The sequence below is a fragment of the Acinetobacter sp. NIPH 1852 genome (assembly GCF_022549455.1).
Classification (GTDB): Bacteria; Pseudomonadota; Gammaproteobacteria; order Pseudomonadales; family Moraxellaceae; genus Acinetobacter.
Genome location: NZ_JAKZGG010000009.1, coordinates 142,476 through 159,098 on the forward strand (window position 1 = coordinate 142,476; position 16,623 = coordinate 159,098).

General features: G+C 42.2%; 12 protein-coding genes and 5 pseudogenes. 15 read left to right on the top strand and 2 right to left on the bottom strand.

All coding sequences use genetic code 11. The features are described from left to right. Window positions 1-89 precede the first annotated feature (89 nt). The 14 genes and pseudogenes from MMO38_RS09365 (at window position 90) to MMO38_RS09430 (ending at window position 15,182) form a co-directional block, all read left to right on the top strand. A pseudogene (locus tag MMO38_RS09365) lies at window positions 90-1,473 on the top strand (CmpA/NrtA family ABC transporter substrate-binding protein). Between the two features lie 88 nt (window positions 1,474-1,561). After that, complete coding sequence (locus MMO38_RS09370) at window positions 1,562-2,470, top strand: ABC transporter permease (protein ID WP_004668396.1); 909 nt, start codon at window positions 1,562-1,564, stop codon at window positions 2,468-2,470. Window positions 2,471-2,520: 50 nt separating this feature from the next. Continuing rightward, window positions 2,521-3,274 (top strand): annotated as a pseudogene (locus MMO38_RS09375) (ABC transporter ATP-binding protein). A 238-nt stretch (window positions 3,275-3,512) separates the two neighbouring features. After that, window positions 3,513-4,829, top strand: a complete 1,317-nt coding sequence (locus tag MMO38_RS09380) for an NAD(P)/FAD-dependent oxidoreductase (RefSeq protein ID WP_241323342.1) — start codon at window positions 3,513-3,515, stop codon at window positions 4,827-4,829. Window positions 4,830-4,847: 18 nt separating this feature from the next. Then, window positions 4,848-4,937, top strand: a pseudogene (locus MMO38_RS09385) (VOC family protein); the annotation flags it as partial. Between the two features lie 92 nt (window positions 4,938-5,029). Beyond that, the gene (gene hisIE / locus MMO38_RS09390) at window positions 5,030-5,797 is read left to right on the top strand and encodes a bifunctional phosphoribosyl-AMP cyclohydrolase/phosphoribosyl-ATP diphosphatase HisIE (RefSeq protein WP_241323343.1); all 768 of its coding nucleotides are present in this window, start codon (window positions 5,030-5,032) and stop codon (window positions 5,795-5,797) included. Window positions 5,798-5,806: 9 nt separating this feature from the next. After that, the gene (locus tag MMO38_RS09395; protein WP_241323344.1) at window positions 5,807-7,315 is read left to right on the top strand and encodes a UvrD-helicase domain-containing protein; all 1,509 of its coding nucleotides are present in this window, start codon (window positions 5,807-5,809) and stop codon (window positions 7,313-7,315) included. Window positions 7,316-7,339: 24 nt separating this feature from the next. Continuing rightward, window positions 7,340-8,722: an AAA family ATPase gene (locus MMO38_RS09400; protein WP_241323345.1), complete on the top strand. Its 1,383-nt coding sequence runs from the start codon at window positions 7,340-7,342 to the stop codon at window positions 8,720-8,722. A 244-nt stretch (window positions 8,723-8,966) separates the two neighbouring features. Beyond that, the gene (locus MMO38_RS09405) at window positions 8,967-11,810 is read left to right on the top strand and encodes a monovalent cation/H+ antiporter subunit A (RefSeq protein ID WP_241323346.1); all 2,844 of its coding nucleotides are present in this window, start codon (window positions 8,967-8,969) and stop codon (window positions 11,808-11,810) included. Between the two features lies 1 nt (window position 11,811). Further along, a complete protein-coding gene (locus tag MMO38_RS09410) occupies window positions 11,812-12,180 on the top strand; it encodes a Na+/H+ antiporter subunit C (RefSeq protein WP_004668383.1) in 369 nt (122 codons plus the stop codon). Continuing rightward, window positions 12,180-13,991 (top strand): monovalent cation/H+ antiporter subunit D, encoded by a 1,812-nt coding sequence (locus tag MMO38_RS09415; RefSeq protein WP_241323347.1) that lies wholly within the window; start codon window positions 12,180-12,182, stop codon window positions 13,989-13,991. Before MMO38_RS09410 ends, MMO38_RS09415 begins: the two co-directional genes overlap by 1 nt. Then, window positions 13,991-14,521: a Na+/H+ antiporter subunit E gene (locus MMO38_RS09420; protein WP_121929822.1), complete on the top strand. Its 531-nt coding sequence runs from the start codon at window positions 13,991-13,993 to the stop codon at window positions 14,519-14,521. The genes MMO38_RS09415 and MMO38_RS09420 overlap by 1 nt, the downstream gene beginning before the upstream one ends. Then, window positions 14,518-14,793: a monovalent cation/H+ antiporter subunit F gene (locus MMO38_RS09425; protein ID WP_004668377.1), complete on the top strand. Its 276-nt coding sequence runs from the start codon at window positions 14,518-14,520 to the stop codon at window positions 14,791-14,793. The genes MMO38_RS09420 and MMO38_RS09425 overlap by 4 nt, the downstream gene beginning before the upstream one ends. Window positions 14,794-14,804: 11 nt before the next feature. Continuing rightward, window positions 14,805-15,182, top strand: coding sequence for a Na+/H+ antiporter subunit G (locus MMO38_RS09430; RefSeq protein ID WP_241323348.1), 378 nt, complete (start codon window positions 14,805-14,807; stop codon window positions 15,180-15,182). A 109-nt stretch (window positions 15,183-15,291) separates the two neighbouring features. On the opposite strand, the gene MMO38_RS09435 is transcribed toward MMO38_RS09430, so the two are convergent. Then, window positions 15,292-15,693: a hypothetical protein gene (locus tag MMO38_RS09435; RefSeq protein ID WP_241323349.1), complete on the bottom strand. Its 402-nt coding sequence runs from the start codon at window positions 15,691-15,693 to the stop codon at window positions 15,292-15,294. Between the two features lie 250 nt (window positions 15,694-15,943). Here MMO38_RS09435 and MMO38_RS09440 point away from each other — a divergent pair. Next, a pseudogene (locus tag MMO38_RS09440) lies at window positions 15,944-16,105 on the top strand (IS5/IS1182 family transposase); the annotation flags it as partial. A 398-nt stretch (window positions 16,106-16,503) separates the two neighbouring features. On the opposite strand, the pseudogene MMO38_RS09445 reads toward MMO38_RS09440, so the two are convergent. Next, window positions 16,504-16,623 (bottom strand): annotated as a pseudogene (locus MMO38_RS09445) (IS5/IS1182 family transposase); the annotation flags it as partial.

Consider the following 16,623-nt stretch of genomic DNA (forward strand, 5'->3'; position numbering starts at 1 on the left):
TCACCTCTCGCTCGCATAAATAAAATATTGATCAGTATAAATCATCTGGCTGATGGCCAAGAGACAATCTGAATAGGGGTCTAACGATTATGTCACATTTAGTCAAATCAACATGTTTAATGATGTGTATGACTGCCGCGGTATTATCGCTGAGCGGATGTGGTAAAAAACCTGAAACTGCAACGAATGCATCTTCAAACACAGCAACCGAGGCTGAAAAAACCAATCTCAAACTTGGATTTATTAAACTCACCGATATGGTGCCTTTAGCAATTGCCCATGAAAAAGGCTACTTCCAAGATGAAGGATTAAATGTGCAACTCGAAGCACAATCAAATTGGAAAGTTCTCTATGACCGTGTTGCTGGCGGTGAATTAGACGGTGCGCATATGCTCGCAGCCATGCCACTCGGCTCGATGACAGGCATTACTGGAAATAAAGAAATCATTGCCCCATTTACGCTTTCCTATAATGGTGCAGGTATGTATCACCGTATCAAATTCAGTTTGGCAAAAAATGAAGCCGAACCTAAGCATGGAAAATGGTAAGCCGAAGCACCCGATTAGTGCTGAGGCATTAAAAGTGGCCGCAAATGAATCAAAAGCTGCAGGTAAGCCCTTTAATTTGGGTATGACATTTCCAGTGGGTACACATAACTACATGATGCGCTATTGGCTTGCGGCAGGTGGTGTCAATCCGGGCGTATACGATGCAAGCGATACTTCAGGAAACAAAGGTGCAGATGTGATGCTCTCCGTCGTACCCCCACCACAAATGGTTGCCACCATGGAAGCAGGTACGACCATGGGCTATTGCGTTGGTGAACCGTGGAACCAACAAGCCGTGTTTAAAAAAATTGGCGTTCCCGTAGCCACCTCTGATCAGATGTGGAAAGACGGTACAGATAAAGTGTTTGGAATGACCAAAGACTTTGCCGAGAAAAACCCAACAACAACTGTAAAAGTCGTCAAAGCATTAATTCGCGCATCTTACTGGTTAGATCAAGACAATAATGCCAATCGTGCTGAAGCGGTCAAAATCATTTCAAGACCGAACTATGTCGGTGCTGATGAAGCTGTGATTGCCAACAGTATGACAGGAACCTTTGAATTTGAAGCAGGTGATAAGCGCCCTGTACCAAATTTCAATACCTTCTATAAAGGTCAATACGGCATTCCGTATTATTCAGATGCAGTGTGGTGGTTAACACAAATGCGCCGTTGGGGACATGTCCCTGAAACCAAGCCAGATCAATGGTATTTAGACATGGCGAAAAAAGCCTATCAACCAGAAATCTATGCGCAAGCAGCCAAAGAACTGATCGCTGAAGGCAAAATGAAAGCGGAAGATTTCCCTGACCTCAGCACCGCGACCTATATCAAAGCACCAGAAACCAGCGCTTTGGATGGTGTTACTTTTGATGCAAATCAACCCAATGCGTTCTTGGCATCCTTTAAAATTGGTTTGAAATAACTCTCTACGAACATGGGATAAGTGATGCCTGATTTGAAAAGCTCACTTATCCAGCCAAGATTATATTGATGTTATAGGGGGAATTTTCATGAAAAAACTATCAACAAAAGCACGTCACACTGTATTAAGTGTCATCTTGCCGATGATTGCGATTCTTGTATTTTTAGGGGTTTGGCAAGGTGCATCACAACAGATTCAAACCAATATTGGCAATCTACCCGGCCCTGTGGAAGTATTTAATGCCTTTAAAGGTCTAATGGCTGAGTTTTTCAATCAGCGAGAAGCTGCAAAAAGCTTTTATGCCAATTTACCCGAAGGATCGACCGCCATATTTAGTGGTCCTCCGACTTTTTTTGATCAAATTCTGACAAGTTTAAAAACGGTGCTAACCGCCTGCCTGATCTCCTCAATGATTGCCATTCCAGTGGGTTTGCTCTGTGGTCTAAGCCCTAATTTTTATCGTGCTTTAAATCCACTTATTCAGATTTTCAAACCGATTAGTCCACTGGCATGGTTACCGATCGTGAGCTTATTGGTCGCGTCCTTATATGTAAATCCAGTCGAGGGGCTATCTAAATCATTTGTCATTTCAGCCATTACCGTCGCGATGTGTACCATCTGGCCTACCCTGATTAACACCATGGTCGGCGTAGGACAAATCAGCCAAGACTTTATCAATGTCAGTAAAGTACTGAATCTCTCTTGGTACACCCACCTCACCAAAATTGTATTGCCTGCGGTTATCCCAATGATATTTACAGGTTTACGCCTATCTGTTGGGGTGGGTTGGATGGTCTTGATTGCGGCTGAAATGCTCGCCCAAAATCCAGGCTTAGGTAAATTTGTTTGGGATGAATTTCAAAATGGCAGCAGCCTATCAACTTCACGAATTTTCGTTGCCGTCATCACCATTGGTTTGATTGGTTTTGCGCTTGATCGAATAATGCTCATGCTACAACACCGTTTTAGCTGGGACAAATCTCTTGCCGCTCGCTAATAAGGAATAGACATATGAGTACAGCATATCTTTCTTTACAACATCTCGATATGGTGTTTGAAAAAGACAGCGGTGGAACTTTTACCGCTTTACAGGATATCCATCTCGATATTCATCAAGGTGAATTTGTTTCATTAATTGGACACTCTGGTTGCGGAAAATCAACTGTTTTAAATATCGTTGCAGGTCTATACCAAGCTACGCAAGGCGTGGTGTTACTCGATGGCAAAGAAGTCAAGTAGTGATCGTGCGGTAGTGTTTCAGAACCACTCACTACTCCCGTGGCTAAGCTGTTATGAAAATATTGAACTTGCTGTCAATTCTGTGTTTAAAACGCAAATGAGCAAAGCCGAACGTCATGACTGGATTATTCACAATCTTAACCAAGTCAATATGCTGCATGCCAAAGATAAATTACCGAGTGAAATTTCAGGGGGAATGAAACAACGAATTGGGATTGGGCGTGCACTGGCAATGAAACCTAAAGTTTTATTACTCGATGAGCCATTTGGGGCTTTAGATTCTCTCACACGCAGCACGCTACAAGATGCATTAATGCAAATTCAGGCAGAGCTAAATAACACCATGATCATGATTACCCATGATGTCGATGAAGCAGTATTGTTATCAGACCGCATTGTGATGATGACCAACGGACCTGCTGCGACCATTGGTGAAATCTTGACGGTTGATCTGCCTCGCCCTCGTGATCGCCTCGCTTTGACTGAAGATGCAAAATTCAATCATTATCGGGGTGAGGTACTGGCGTTCTTGCATCACAAACACAAACATGTCGAGGCTTAAGCTCTGTTGAGCAATCCATGAATCGGTTTCCGATACTTCCTTCAAAAGCTAAACCTGCAAGAGCGTTTCCAAAAACGCTCTCATGGTGCTTTTGCCCCTATGATCACCAACGTCAAGTTTGATTTGTCTATAAAACAAAGTATTATGCTTAAACGATATAATGGCTTAACAATGATATAGATATCTGTGTTCTTACACAAAAGGACATGATGATGGACAATATTCATTCAAAAATAATATGAAAATACCCCATTTTGCGATTATTGGTGCAGGTACAGCAGGACTCGCAACCGCAATTTTACTTGCACGCGAAGGCAATCAAGTCACCATTTTTGAACAAGTCGATGAATTATCACCTGTCGGGGCTGGCTTACTGTTACAACCTGTTGGTTTGGCGGTCTTTGAACATCTCGGTGTACTTGAGCATGCCTTACAGCTTGGAGCGAAAGTCACAGGCTTAGAAGGACAACTCCCCAATAAACGACTTTTGGTCAATAGCCATTATCAGCAAGCCGCTCCAAAGCTCTATGGTCTAGGCATTCATCGCGCCACCCTTTGTCATGTGCTCACACAAAAACTGGCTGAATACTCAAATCAAGTGACATGGCGGATGAATCACAGCATTGAACGAATTGAAGAACGACAAAATGAGGTTCGATTATTTGGCTCATCCAAACAACATAATATTGATGACTGTTTTGATGCGGTATTGATTGCCAATGGTGCACGTAGTCAACTACGACCTAAACAATGGGTGAAAGTCGATCAAGCTTATCCGTGGGGCGCAGCGTGGAGCATCGTACCTGAATGCTTGACACTGAATCCTGAAATTTTACATCAGTTTTATGATCGCTCAAAAATCATGATGGGTGTTCTACCCACAGGTGCAATCCCCTCTGCACCGCAGCAACGGCTTTCCAGCGTATTTTGGAGTCTGCCAACGCCACAGTTACAATCCTTTTTAAAAGATGAACAAGCAAAACAGCAATGGCTACAACAGGTGTCAGATCGCTGGCCTGATGTCGCAGAATGGCTGAAACAGATTTTGTATGATGAACAAATCCAACCACAATGGTTGTCCGCACAATACCGTGATGTGGTGATGTCGCAATATGGGCAAGGAAGAATTGGGGTGATTGGTGATGCCGCACATGCGATGAGTCCACAATTAGGGCAAGGTGCCAATATGGCGCTGTTAGATGCGTGGGCTTTTTCACAATCCGTACAAAGTGCCAAGAAAAATCAACAAATAGATTGGGCAATGCTGTGGCAGCATTATCATCAGCATCGTCATTCTTCAACCCAGTTTTATCAGTTCCTTAGCCGTTTACTGACACCCCTTTATCAATCTAATCATTGGTGGGCAAGTGGCTTACGTGACCTCACTTTTCCTTGGATGTATCAGATTCCCTATTTCCGTAAGGAAATGGCGATGACCATTTCAGGTTTAAAAACAGGCATGTTCCAACAAATGAGCTATCAACAAATTGCTGCATATCAACAAAATGAAAATGCATTGCTTCAAAACAATCAATCGTTGCCTGAATATGACTAACATCAAAAAGGAGCTCGGTTAGAACGGACTGGGGCAATGGGGAAAATTTTATCGATTTATTTACGTGATCCAGATCAGAATTTGATTGAGATCTCAAACTATCTTTAATACCCCCATCAGCGATTTTTTACCCAACAAGCATAGCCAACCCTAGCCACAAAGGCTAAACTAGCTGCTCTCCACTCAATGGATTTTCACTCATGTCAAACTGGTTAGATGAAGTTAAATTTGATTCCAATGGTCTTGTTCCTGCCATTGCACAACATCATCAAACTGGCCGAGTGTTAATGGTTGCGTGGATGAATCGTGAAGCTTTGCAATTGACCGCAGAAAAAAACCAAGCGGTGTATTACTCACGTTCACGCCAAAAACTATGGCACAAAGGCGAAGAATCAGGTCATTTCCAAACGGTGCATGAAATTCGTCTAGATTGTGATGCCGATGTCATCATTCTACAAATCGAACAACATGGCGGTATTGCCTGTCATACAGGACGTGAATCTTGCTTCTATCGCAAACTCACCCCGCAAGGCTGGGAAACTGTTGATGCACAACTGAAAGACCCCACTGCGATTTACGGCACATCTGCAAAAACAGACATTCACGATCATGTTCAAAGTGAGCAAGTCGACGTACTCGACTATTTAGGTCGTTTGATGCAACAACGCAAAAAAGCAGAAGCAGATAACTCGTATATCGCAAGCCTTTATAAAAAAGGCATCAATAAAATATTAGAAAAAGTCGGCGAAGAAAGTGTCGAAACAATTATCGCCGCTAAAGATTATGCAGTGCATGCTTCTTTGGAAAATAAACACGATCTGATTTATGAAGTGGCTGACTTATGGTTCCATAGTATCGTCATGCTCGGTTACTTCGATCTTGATCCACAAGTGGTTTTAGATGAGTTAGCACGCCGTCAAGGTTTATCAGGTTTAGTTGAAAAAGCAAACCGTAGCAAAGAGGCGTAATCCAAACCTGTGTCAAATATCGAAAAACCCAAAGCCACTTATGAGCAAGCAGTTGCCATAGATAATGCTCGTTTAGGACAATCCTTTAAAGTGATTGCCTATGCTGGCACAGGTAAAACCACAACCTTACAAATGATCAGTGATGCCATGCCTGAACGGCGTGGTATGTATTTGGCATTTAACAAAGCGATTGCCACTGAGGCGCAGAGTAAATTTCATGGCAATGTCAATTGTCGTACTTTTCACTCGCTGGCATTTCGTAGTGTTCCACGTGGCATCACCGACAAATTACGCTTACCGCGTTTAAGTCCGAGTTTTATCGCCAAAGAATATCGTTTAGAACCCATTACCTTACGACGCTTAATGGGCGGACGCTATGAAAAATATGTATTGATGCCAAGTCGGCTGGCCAGTTTAGTGTCCAATACCGTCAGTTATTTTTGCTCGACCAGTTCGCAATACCCTGCACCACGTCATATACAAGCACCAAGTTGGCTGCATCAAGATGATATCGAATCGTTACAGCAACATCTTTATCCTGCGGTTGAACGTCGCTGGCTAGAATCGATTGATCCCAATCATCAGGCTGGCATTGGGCATGATATTTATCTCAAATTGTGGGCGTTGTCAGAACCCAATATTCCAACGGATTATGTGCTGTTCGATGAAGCACAAGATGCTGATCCATTGATGCTCGGTATTTTGTTGCGACAGAAAAGTACCCAAGTGATTTATGTTGGCGATGCACACCAACAAATCTATGCGTGGCGTGGCGCAATCAATGCCATGCAGCAAATGCCACTGCCTGAAAGTCGTTTAACCACCTCCTTTCGTTTTGGTGATGCGATTGCAGATGTGGCCAATAGTTTATTGGGTGCATTGAATGAAAGCGTACCGCTTTTGGGTAATCCTCATGTCAAATCGAGTGTGGTGAATAAACCACATACCAAAATGCGAGATGCGATTTTGTGTCGGACCAATGCTCGCGCCATGGAATTGTTACTGGCAGGTTTGGTGCATGGTGATAAAGTCGGCTTGCAAGCTGATCATCAAAAGCTCAGTCGTTTTGTGGATGCAGCCAGCCTACTCAAACAAGGCAAGCGTATTGTTGATGTTCCAGAGTTAGCTTGGTTTAACTCTTGGCACGATGTGCATGAGTACTGTGAAACCAATGATGGCAGTGACATCAAACCTTTAGTTAAATTGGTTGATGAACATGGTACAGATCCATTGAAAAGAGCACTGGCCAAAATTACCCCTATTGAACAAGCGGATTATGTGATTTCAACTGCGCATAAAGCCAAAGGTCTAGAATGGAATCGTGTGCATATCGAAGATGATTACCAATTTAAAATAAATGGACTTGAACATAAAATTACAGATGAAGAATTAAGATTACTTTACGTGGCCTGCACTCGTGCTAAAGTAAGTCTAAATATCCATCATCTTTTTGACTTAATACAACAATTAAAACTAAAACGATGCGCTCCCCAAAGCCTTCAAAAAACCGCAGGTTAAAGCGCTCATGATCGAGGTAAGCTTATGCAACTTGAATCGGTTCAATTTAGACATGTGGGCATGTTTCGAGACCTTCGTATTGAGTTTCAACCTGAACGGCATCCCATCACCCTGATCCTAGGCGATCAAGCCACTGGTAAAACCACGGTTATAAAGAATATCTATCAGGCACTGTCTTGGTTTTCAGCGCGATACAAAGATATCAGAACCGCTGGGGTGGTCATCTCAGATCAAGATATTATGCTGAGGTGCTTACAGGCCAAAATTCAGACCCAAGTGCGTATCAGCAGTGAGCTCAACAATGTCTTAACTGAAAGTAGCTCGGCACAACAAAAAAACACCCAAAGCTGCATCTGGAAGTTATTTAAAACCTTTAATAATCAAGGTGTCGGTATCAGTCAGGTTGAGACGCAACAACTCGATCAAATGGTAAGTCTGTATCAAAAAACCATTCTCCAAGATCCGTTATTTGGTCTTCCTCTGATCGCCTATTATCCTGCTGAACGGTTTGTCCAAGACATCAACTTACAAAGTAAAAATGTGCCTGGTATTTTACAAAAAAACTCAGCCTATGACCTAACCGCGATTCCTTACACGACCTTTACTCGTTTTTTTGAATGGTTCCGCGAAATCAGTGATGTCGAAAATGCCCATTCAGCGCATATCGTCAGACGTTTGATGGGCAATGATTTTAATCAACAAAACCAATCTGAAATATTGCAAGAACTACAACAAGAACTGCTCAATCATCCTAAACAGCTCTCCGCACCCAACCTGTATGCATTGAAAAAAAGCTTGAATACCGTGTTTCCCGAATTGGATGATATTTATATTCAATATGTACCAAAGCTCCAGCTCATCGTGCGCTATCAAGAACAATTGATCCCATTCCAGCAACTGTCCACATCACAAAAAACATGGATCGCGCTGGTTGGAGACATCAGTCGTCGTTTATGCTTACTCAATCAACATTGCTTTGATCCCTGTTTAGAGGGCGAAGGTGTCTTATTGATTGACCAAATCGATGCACAACTCGATCAAGTCATGTGTGCAGAAATTCTTGAGCGCTTACATCAAGCCTTCCCTCGCCTACAAATCATCGTGACAGGCAACCGCGACGAACTCCTCGAGCATGCACTCCACTATCAATGTTTGCGCTTAGACTCAAAAGAGATTTTTGAAATCAATCTAGAGCAATCACAACAACAACTGTCTGAACTATATAGTGAACTTTCACAGACAGAAGAGGATACTGAACTGCAAAGCCCCGACTTAGTTGAGTCAGAGACCTTGTCGCGTAGAGTTGATGAATTATTCAATCAGATACAAGAACTTAGTCCACAAGAAAAAAATGAGTTATTAGACTTACTTAAAATTGATGATACCCCACAAAAAAGTGCTTTATAGCCTGCCAAGCGAATAACACCACCCAGCTCTTTTGAGGTTTTGATCTGTGTTTTTCATGTAATAAGCCAATCTTTTTTGTTGTTTTTGTAGTAAAATAAACCGCTTTTTATTACTAAGTTGCGCAATACAACTTACCGCTCTATTAACTTGATTGGGCTTCAAGATTTAAAGCTTTGGCGTTCTCTTTGCGCGCCTGTGAGTCTTGAATAAATTTCACTTTAGGTTTTCGACCTACATCATCGACATGGATACCAGTGTGCTACCGATTATTATCCTATTACCGCTCATACTCGGCACCACCCTAATCCCACAATTGCAACGTATCTCACGTGGCATGACGGCACTTGGGGCGATTGGCATCAGTCTGAGTTGTTTTATTTTATTATTAACTCAGGCACCAACTATTCTTCAGGGCAATACCCTGCAACAAAGCTGGGATTGGCTACCACAACTTGGAATCAATCTAAGTTTCCGCCTTGATGCCTTAGGTCTATTATTTGGTCTACTGATTAGCGGTATCGGTACCCTCATTTATATTTATGCCTATTATTATCTAAGCCCTAAAAATTCGCTGACCAAACTGTATCAGTTACTGATGCTGTTTATGGCAGCGATGCTCGGGATTTCATTTTCTAACAACCTGATTTTATTATTAGTATTTTGGGAACTGACCAGTATTTCATCCTTCCTGCTGGTGGGTTATTGGAGCAATTACGATGCGGCGCAACGCGGTGCACGTATGGCGCTCACCATAACAGGCTTAGGTGGTCTTGCGATGCTGGGTGGTTTTGTCCTGCTTGGACAAATCACTGGAACATACGAGATCGACCAACTGGTGCTGATGAAAGATACCATTCAACAGCATGAACTTTTTGTACCCACATTACTGTTGATTTTACTCGGTGCATTTACCAAAAGTGCGCAGTTTCCATTTCATTTTTGGCTTCCGAATGCCATGGCAGCACCGACTCCAGTGTCTGCCTACCTACACTCCGCCACGATGGTTAAAGCAGGGATTTTCTTGCTGGCTCGTTTAGCGCCGATCTTTATTGGTGCTGCCCTGTATCACAACATCGTGACTTTTGTTGGTCTGTTTACCTTGTGTATGGCCGCAGGTTTTGCCATTTTCAAAGAAGATCTCAAAGGGCTGTTGGCGTATTCGACCATCAGTCATTTAGGTTTGATCGTTTGCCTACTCGGTATCGGTTCTCCGCTTGCAGTTGCAGCGGCAATTTTTCATATTATTAACCATGCAACCTTTAAAGCCGCATTGTTTATGATTGCAGGCATTATTGACCATGAGACTGGAACACGTGATTTACGTAAGCTAAGTGGCATTTGGCAACTATTACCATTCACAGCCACGCTCACCATGATCACTGCCGCTTCAATGGCAGGTGTCCCTCTCACCAATGGTTTCCTCTCTAAAGAAATGTTCTTTACTGAGTTATTGGTGAATTTATCTGGTCCGGTCATGATTGCTTCCGCAATTGTGGCGACCTTAGCGGGTATCTTTGCGGTGAGTTATTCAATCCGCTTAGTCCATGGCGTGTTTTTTGATGGCGAAGTGGGTAAACAGGTTCCGCACAAAGATGCGCATGAACCACACTTAGGCATGCGTATGCCTGCCATTATTTTGGCAGCCTTATGTATTTTGGTGGGTATTTTCCCAGCGCTATTGGCTGAAACATTTGTCAACAGTGTAACGCGTGCCAGTTTGGCACAGCCAGACTTTGCTGGAACACATTTAGCGATATGGCATGGCGTTAACGCACCGCTGATCATGAGTCTGATTGCCTTGGTGGGCGGTACAATATTTTACTTCGCGTTGGCCAAAGATGGTCGTATCCGTAAAATTGATCTCGATCCTCATCTCGGTAGATTTCAGGGCAAAATCTTATTTGAACTGTTCCTTAAACACTTATTACTGATCAGTCGCAAAATAAAACAACGCACTGAAAATGGTTCTTTACAGCACTACTTATTTTTAATTGTGCTGTTTAGCATCGTCATGGTGGCTTTACCCCTCTTCAATCAAGGTTTAACCACAGGTACACGTGAACTGACACATGCACCTTGGGCTGCCATTGTACTTTGGCTCACATTGTTCTCTGGTTGCTGGATGATGCTTTGGTTCCATCATGAACGAATCAAAGCCATCTTGATTAGCGGCGCGGTCGGTTTAGTCGTGACCATGACCTTCGTGGCTTTATCTGCACCTGATTTGGCGCTAACGCAAATCACTGTAGATGTGGTGACCACCATTTTATTGTTAATGAGTTTGTCTTTACTACCACAACTCACACCTTATGAATCAACGCGCCCGCATCGTTGGCGCGATGCCAGTCTTGCGATTGCAGGCGGCTTAGGGATTGGCTGGATCGCATGGCTAATCCTGAGTCGAGACCATAATTCAATTTCATGGTTCTTCTTGCAGCAATCCATCCCGTTGGGTGGCGGTTCAAATGTGGTCAATGTCATTTTGGTTGACTTCCGTGGCTTTGATACCTTCGGTGAAATTGTGGTCCTTGGGATTGCTGCCATTGGTGCACTGTGCTTGATGGACGGTATGCGTACGCATGGCACTACGGTGACCCAAGGATTAACCTATCGTTTTAATCCATCTCCCTTGATGTTACGTATCGCTGCTTCTTGGATATTGCCGATCGCGCTTGTGATCAGCATTTATATCTTCTTACGTGGACATAACTATCCAGGTGGTGGTTTTATCGCGGGTCTAGTCACCGCAATGGCGCTGATCATTCAGTATATTGCCTTGGGACAAGATCAAGCTGAAAGAATAATTAAAGCCAAGTCGGGTCGTTTATACGAAATTTGTATTGGTTCAGGCCTAATGATTGCGGGTTTAACTGGTGTTGGCGCTTGGTTCTGGGCACGCCCATTCCTTACCAGCGCACATTTCTATGTAGAGCCTCCTCTGATTGGAAAAATGCATTTAGCTTCTGCATTACCATTTGATTTAGGGGTCTACATCACCGTCGTGGGTGCAACCATGTTGTTGATTTCGGTCTTAGGTGACTCACGTCACTCAGGTATGACGGGACCAATCCCAAGTGGAGACAAATAATATGCTCAGTATTGAATTTTTACTCGCTTCTGGCATTGGTTTACTGACTGCGACAGGCATTTATTTAATTCTACGTGCCAGAACATTCCCTGTGGTACTCGGACTGGTCATGATTGGCTATGCCGTGAACTTGTTTTTGTTTGCAATGGGACGAACCCAAGTCAACGCACCTGCTGTACTGACTGAAACCACCAGAGTGTCTGACCCATTACCTCAAGCATTGGTACTGACCGCAATTGTGATTGGTTTTGCGACCACCGCATTTATCGTACAACTGGCATTGCGCAGTCGTTATGAGTCAGGCACAGATCATGTCGACTCAAAAGAAGATCCAACCTTGACTTATGACCCACGTGAGGATGAGCCATAATGTTTGATTTCTACCAATTTTGGCAGACTCATGCTCCAATTCTTAGTATTTTAATTCCAGCATTTACTAGTTTTATATTATTACTATTGGGTAATCCTGGTGCAGGGGCTTTAAAACAAGACTGGCGTCAACCGTGGCGACGTGGGATCAGTCTCTTCTCCGTCGTTTTAGGGCTCGCCACTGCGGTGAGCTATCTAGCGATTGCAAGTACAGGTCAAATTACGGTTTACCAGTTGGCTGAATGGTCTGCACCATTTGGTATCGTATTGGTGCTTGATCGTTTATCTGCATTTATGTTGGTCTTGACCTACGTACTGGCAGTGCCTGTGCTTTGGTATGCCAGTCATAACTGGGACACACGTGGTCGCTATTTCCACGTGATGTTTCATTTCTTATTGATGGGTATCACAGGCGCATTCTTAACAGGCGATTTATTTAACCTATTTGTATTCTTTGAAATCTTATTGTTGGCTTCTTATGTTCTGCTTTTACATGGTCAAGGTCGTCAACGTTTTCAATTAGGCATACATTACGTCACCATCAACTTACTGGCTTCAGCACTATTCCTTGTCGGTTTAGGCATGATTTATGGCAGTATTGGTAGCTTAAATATGGCGGATGTAGGTCGTCTGGTTCCAACCTTAGATGGCGATCAGCATAAACTGGCGATTGCAGGTGGTTTATTGCTATTTGTGGTGTTCGGTATCAAGGCTGCAATGCTACCTGTGGGTTTTTGGCTACCGAAGACCTATGCCGTTGCCAGTACACCCGTAGCTGCGATCTTCACCATCATGACCAAAGTCGGCATCTATGCCATCTTACGCGTGAACGGCACGGTATTTGATGATGAATTAGCACAAAACATATTTAAAAACTGTTTAATGGTCATCGGTCTAATCACGTCAATTTATGGTGTGATTGGGGCTTTAGGGGCTGATCGTTTACGTCGTTTTGTTGGCTTTATGGTGTTGTCTTCTATTGGAACATTACTCATCACCATTGCGATGTTCAATACCCAAGCATGGGCCGCAGGTTTATATTACTTAGTCCATAGTACCTTGATTGCAGCAGCATTCTATTTGTTTTGTGGTTGGATCACTTCACAACGCGGTGCATTTAAAGATCATTTGAAAGTTGCGCCTAAAATGAAGCAGGAAAAAGCGGCTTCATTTACCTATTTCACCATTGCCTTGATGATGGCAGGTTTACCTCCATTCAGCGGTTTCTTAGGTAAAGTATTTATTTTACAAGCAACAGCAGAAAGTCCTTATCAAGGTTGGATTATTGCCATCGTATTGATCGTGAGTTTATTGAGTATTATCGCCTTTACTCGTGTTGGTTTTATTCTGTTTTGGCGTGCGAGCGCACCTGAAGAAAATCCAAAAGAAGCCAACTTTACTTTATATCAGGCCCTGCCTGAACGCGCACCAAAGCGTAATGATAAAGCAATCTATATACTGCTTGCTGGATTAATGGCTTATGTGGTTTTCGCCTCCCCTATTCAACAATATACTGTTGCGACCGCACAGCAAATCCAAGACCATGCTCTGTATAATCAAGCGATCTTGAAAATAGATGCTCAAGGTCGTGCGATCAGCGTACAACCTTATGATCCAAGTTATTTACCAGAAACCAAATATGGTGGTGAAGTAAGTGATCATAATGCTTTGCTTATTCCAGATATCATTTCAAAAGCCACTTTACAAGGTGAGCATATTTCTGAATATAAGCAACGCCAAATCGCTGAGCAGACATTAGAAGCACCAACACGTCCAAATGCAACCCAGCTCAAGCCAATGGAGGAACACTAATGCAAAAACGCGCTTTGCTTCATCGTTGTTTTCCACATCCATTCGTATCCTGCTTGGTTTTTCTCAGTTGGTTAATGCTTGCCAATAGCGTAGAGATAGCAAGTCTTACATTTGCTTTCTTATTGGCAGTCATTATTCCGCTTTTGGTCCGACCTTTTATTGCGTATACGCCACGTATTGATTGGACGGCCGCCATGAAGCTATTTTTTGTGGTGCTGTGGGATATCGTGATCTCAAATTTCCGAGTGGCGAGAATGGTGCTTGGTCCGATGCAACAGTTGCGCCCTAAATGGTATCGCGTCCCTTTAGATACTGAACATGAGCAGGTCAATACACTGCTCGCAATGATCATCACGACCACACCGGGTACTGTTTCAGCAGGAATCGATCAAGAACGTGGTGATATTCTGGTTCATGCATTGAATTGTGATGATACTGAACTTGATATCCAAGAGATTAAAAAGCGCTATGAAATGCCTTTAATCCAAGTCTTTAATGTGAAGATTGCAGAAGGAGTCACTACAAAATGACCATTTTACCTTATGCACTGGGTATCGGTTTAATTGCCATTACCATTTCCATGTTCATGTGCCTCATTCGCCTGATTATTGGGCCTTCTGTGATTGACCGACTGCTCGCCTTGGACACTCTATTTCTCAATGCGACTTGTCTCATCGTGGTATTGGGCATTTATTGGGTCAGCACCAACTTCTTTGAAGGTGCTTTATTGGTTGCAATGCTCGGTTTTGTTTCGACTGTCGCACTTGCTCGTTATTTCACAACTGGGCATGTGATTGATTAAGGAGATACATCATGCAACTGATCTTTGAGATCCTCATTTCGTTCTTTTTGGTGTTTGGTGCTTTTTTCCTTTTGGTTGGATCAATCGGTATGATCCGTCTACCTGATTTATTTATGCGCCTGCATGCACCGACCAAAGCAGGGACTTTGGGATTAGGAAGCTTCTTGATCGCAGCAATGATCTTTGGTGTGACACAAGGACGTTTTGGTTTTGCTGAGTTACTGATTACCCTATTCATCTTTATTACCGCACCTGTATCTGCAAATTTAATGGCACAAGCTGCTATTCATTTGCGTTTGCGTTCGAATAGTGGTGATGTTCCTGAGGCTTTAAACCGTCCACTTCCTTGGCAACGTTATAGCCGTAAAGACAAAAAAGACCAACTGTAGTTGGTCTTTTTTATTAAAAAATCTATCCTACATTAAATTACAACTACGCATTGTAGTGGTTATAGAGATCTTCATATCCACTTACTTTACTCATCATTATTCTCCTCGTTTAATTCTCTTTATGCTTAACTTCAATAATATATGGGGTTTGTCGATAAACTTTATTTTTAGATGCTTCATTAAAACCCAGACTATAGATCACACATATGTGATGACCTAACCTTAGCCCTGATAGTATCTGCTGTGTTTTATGCCAATCTGGTACCACCTTTGGTTTAACAATACCTGGCGTTGATTTTAGAAATGTCATCTCAAACAATCTATCGTCACGAATTACGAAATACGTGCTCGACACTTTGCCTTCTTGCCACGGATACTCATTAATAACTCGACCACAAAATTCTGCTCTATCCGATTGCAATGCCTTTTTATCAAATACCACGTCCGAGCAAGTACCTATATAAAAAATCATAAATAGCAATAAACAAAAGACAGGCGTACTAATCTTCATAAGCTATCTCACAAAATTTCTAGAAAATATGCCGTTTTCAGCCTTAATCTTAGTTAACGTCAGACTAATAGAAACATCCAACCTTTCCATAGCAATCGCACAATCTATTTCATTATTACCTAGATTTGACATTTCTGTTCTCCACAATTATTTTAATTGAACTGATTTAATAAACTTTTCACCACATTCACCTTAAAAAAAGAATAAATATATTCAAAACATAATCGCTGTCATTTTTTTAAATCTATTCCAACGAAGCTTGGTAGAAACCAAGATGCATTGCATCAAATTATTAGGAGATAAACTGAATGCTAGGAATTTTCAAAGCCAAGTGAACGAGATTCACGCACGTGTAGCAGTACTCAATAAATTTACTGAATTAGGTCGGCCTCATACCGAAGTTGTCACTTAAATTTGAGTCGCTTAGAGTAGTTCTATTTTTAAATCTTTGTGCAACAAAGCCATTTAATTGACATAATGTATTTCCTTTATTTCTTGTTTAAAATTTTTAATGTAGTTAAACAAACATCTAAATATTGTTCATCTGTAACATTAATAAAATGAGCATTGTAAATTTCAATAAGAACTCCACTCCATTTAAATCGACCTATTTCAGAATTGCATGAATTGTGGTTAAATGTATTTACATCACCATAATAATACTGAGGTGAGTACATAAATATTCTAAATACTGCTTGCTCCACAGCATTATCTTTCCATTTTTTTTCATTAGCTTATTAATATCTCTAACTCTAATGGGCTTTGTTGCACAAAGATTTGAAATGCAAAGCGCCCCTAATTGAGCCAAATTTAAGGCGTAACTTGGGTAAGTGGTCGACCTAATTCCGTAAATCTGTTAAGGACTGCTACACGTGCATGGATCTCATTCACTTGGCTATCAAAACTCCTTGCACTGAGTTTATCTCCTAA

Coding starts and splice junctions, on each gene's coding strand:
- MMO38_RS09410 (WP_004668383.1), top strand. CDS start 11,812: ATGCTCAGTATTGAATTTTTACTCGCTTCTGGCATTGGTTTACTGACT.
- MMO38_RS09370 (WP_004668396.1), top strand. CDS start 1,562: ATGAAAAAACTATCAACAAAAGCACGTCACACTGTATTAAGTGTCATC.
- MMO38_RS09425 (WP_004668377.1), top strand. CDS start 14,518: ATGACCATTTTACCTTATGCACTGGGTATCGGTTTAATTGCCATTACC.
- MMO38_RS09415 (WP_241323347.1), top strand. CDS start 12,180: ATGTTTGATTTCTACCAATTTTGGCAGACTCATGCTCCAATTCTTAGT.
- MMO38_RS09405 (WP_241323346.1), top strand. CDS start 8,967: ATGGATACCAGTGTGCTACCGATTATTATCCTATTACCGCTCATACTC.
- hisIE (WP_241323343.1), top strand. CDS start 5,030: ATGTCAAACTGGTTAGATGAAGTTAAATTTGATTCCAATGGTCTTGTT.
- MMO38_RS09420 (WP_121929822.1), top strand. CDS start 13,991: ATGCAAAAACGCGCTTTGCTTCATCGTTGTTTTCCACATCCATTCGTA.
- MMO38_RS09430 (WP_241323348.1), top strand. CDS start 14,805: ATGCAACTGATCTTTGAGATCCTCATTTCGTTCTTTTTGGTGTTTGGT.
- MMO38_RS09435 (WP_241323349.1), bottom strand. CDS start 15,693: ATGAAGATTAGTACGCCTGTCTTTTGTTTATTGCTATTTATGATTTTT.
- MMO38_RS09380 (WP_241323342.1), top strand. CDS start 3,513: ATGAAAATACCCCATTTTGCGATTATTGGTGCAGGTACAGCAGGACTC.
- MMO38_RS09400 (WP_241323345.1), top strand. CDS start 7,340: ATGCAACTTGAATCGGTTCAATTTAGACATGTGGGCATGTTTCGAGAC.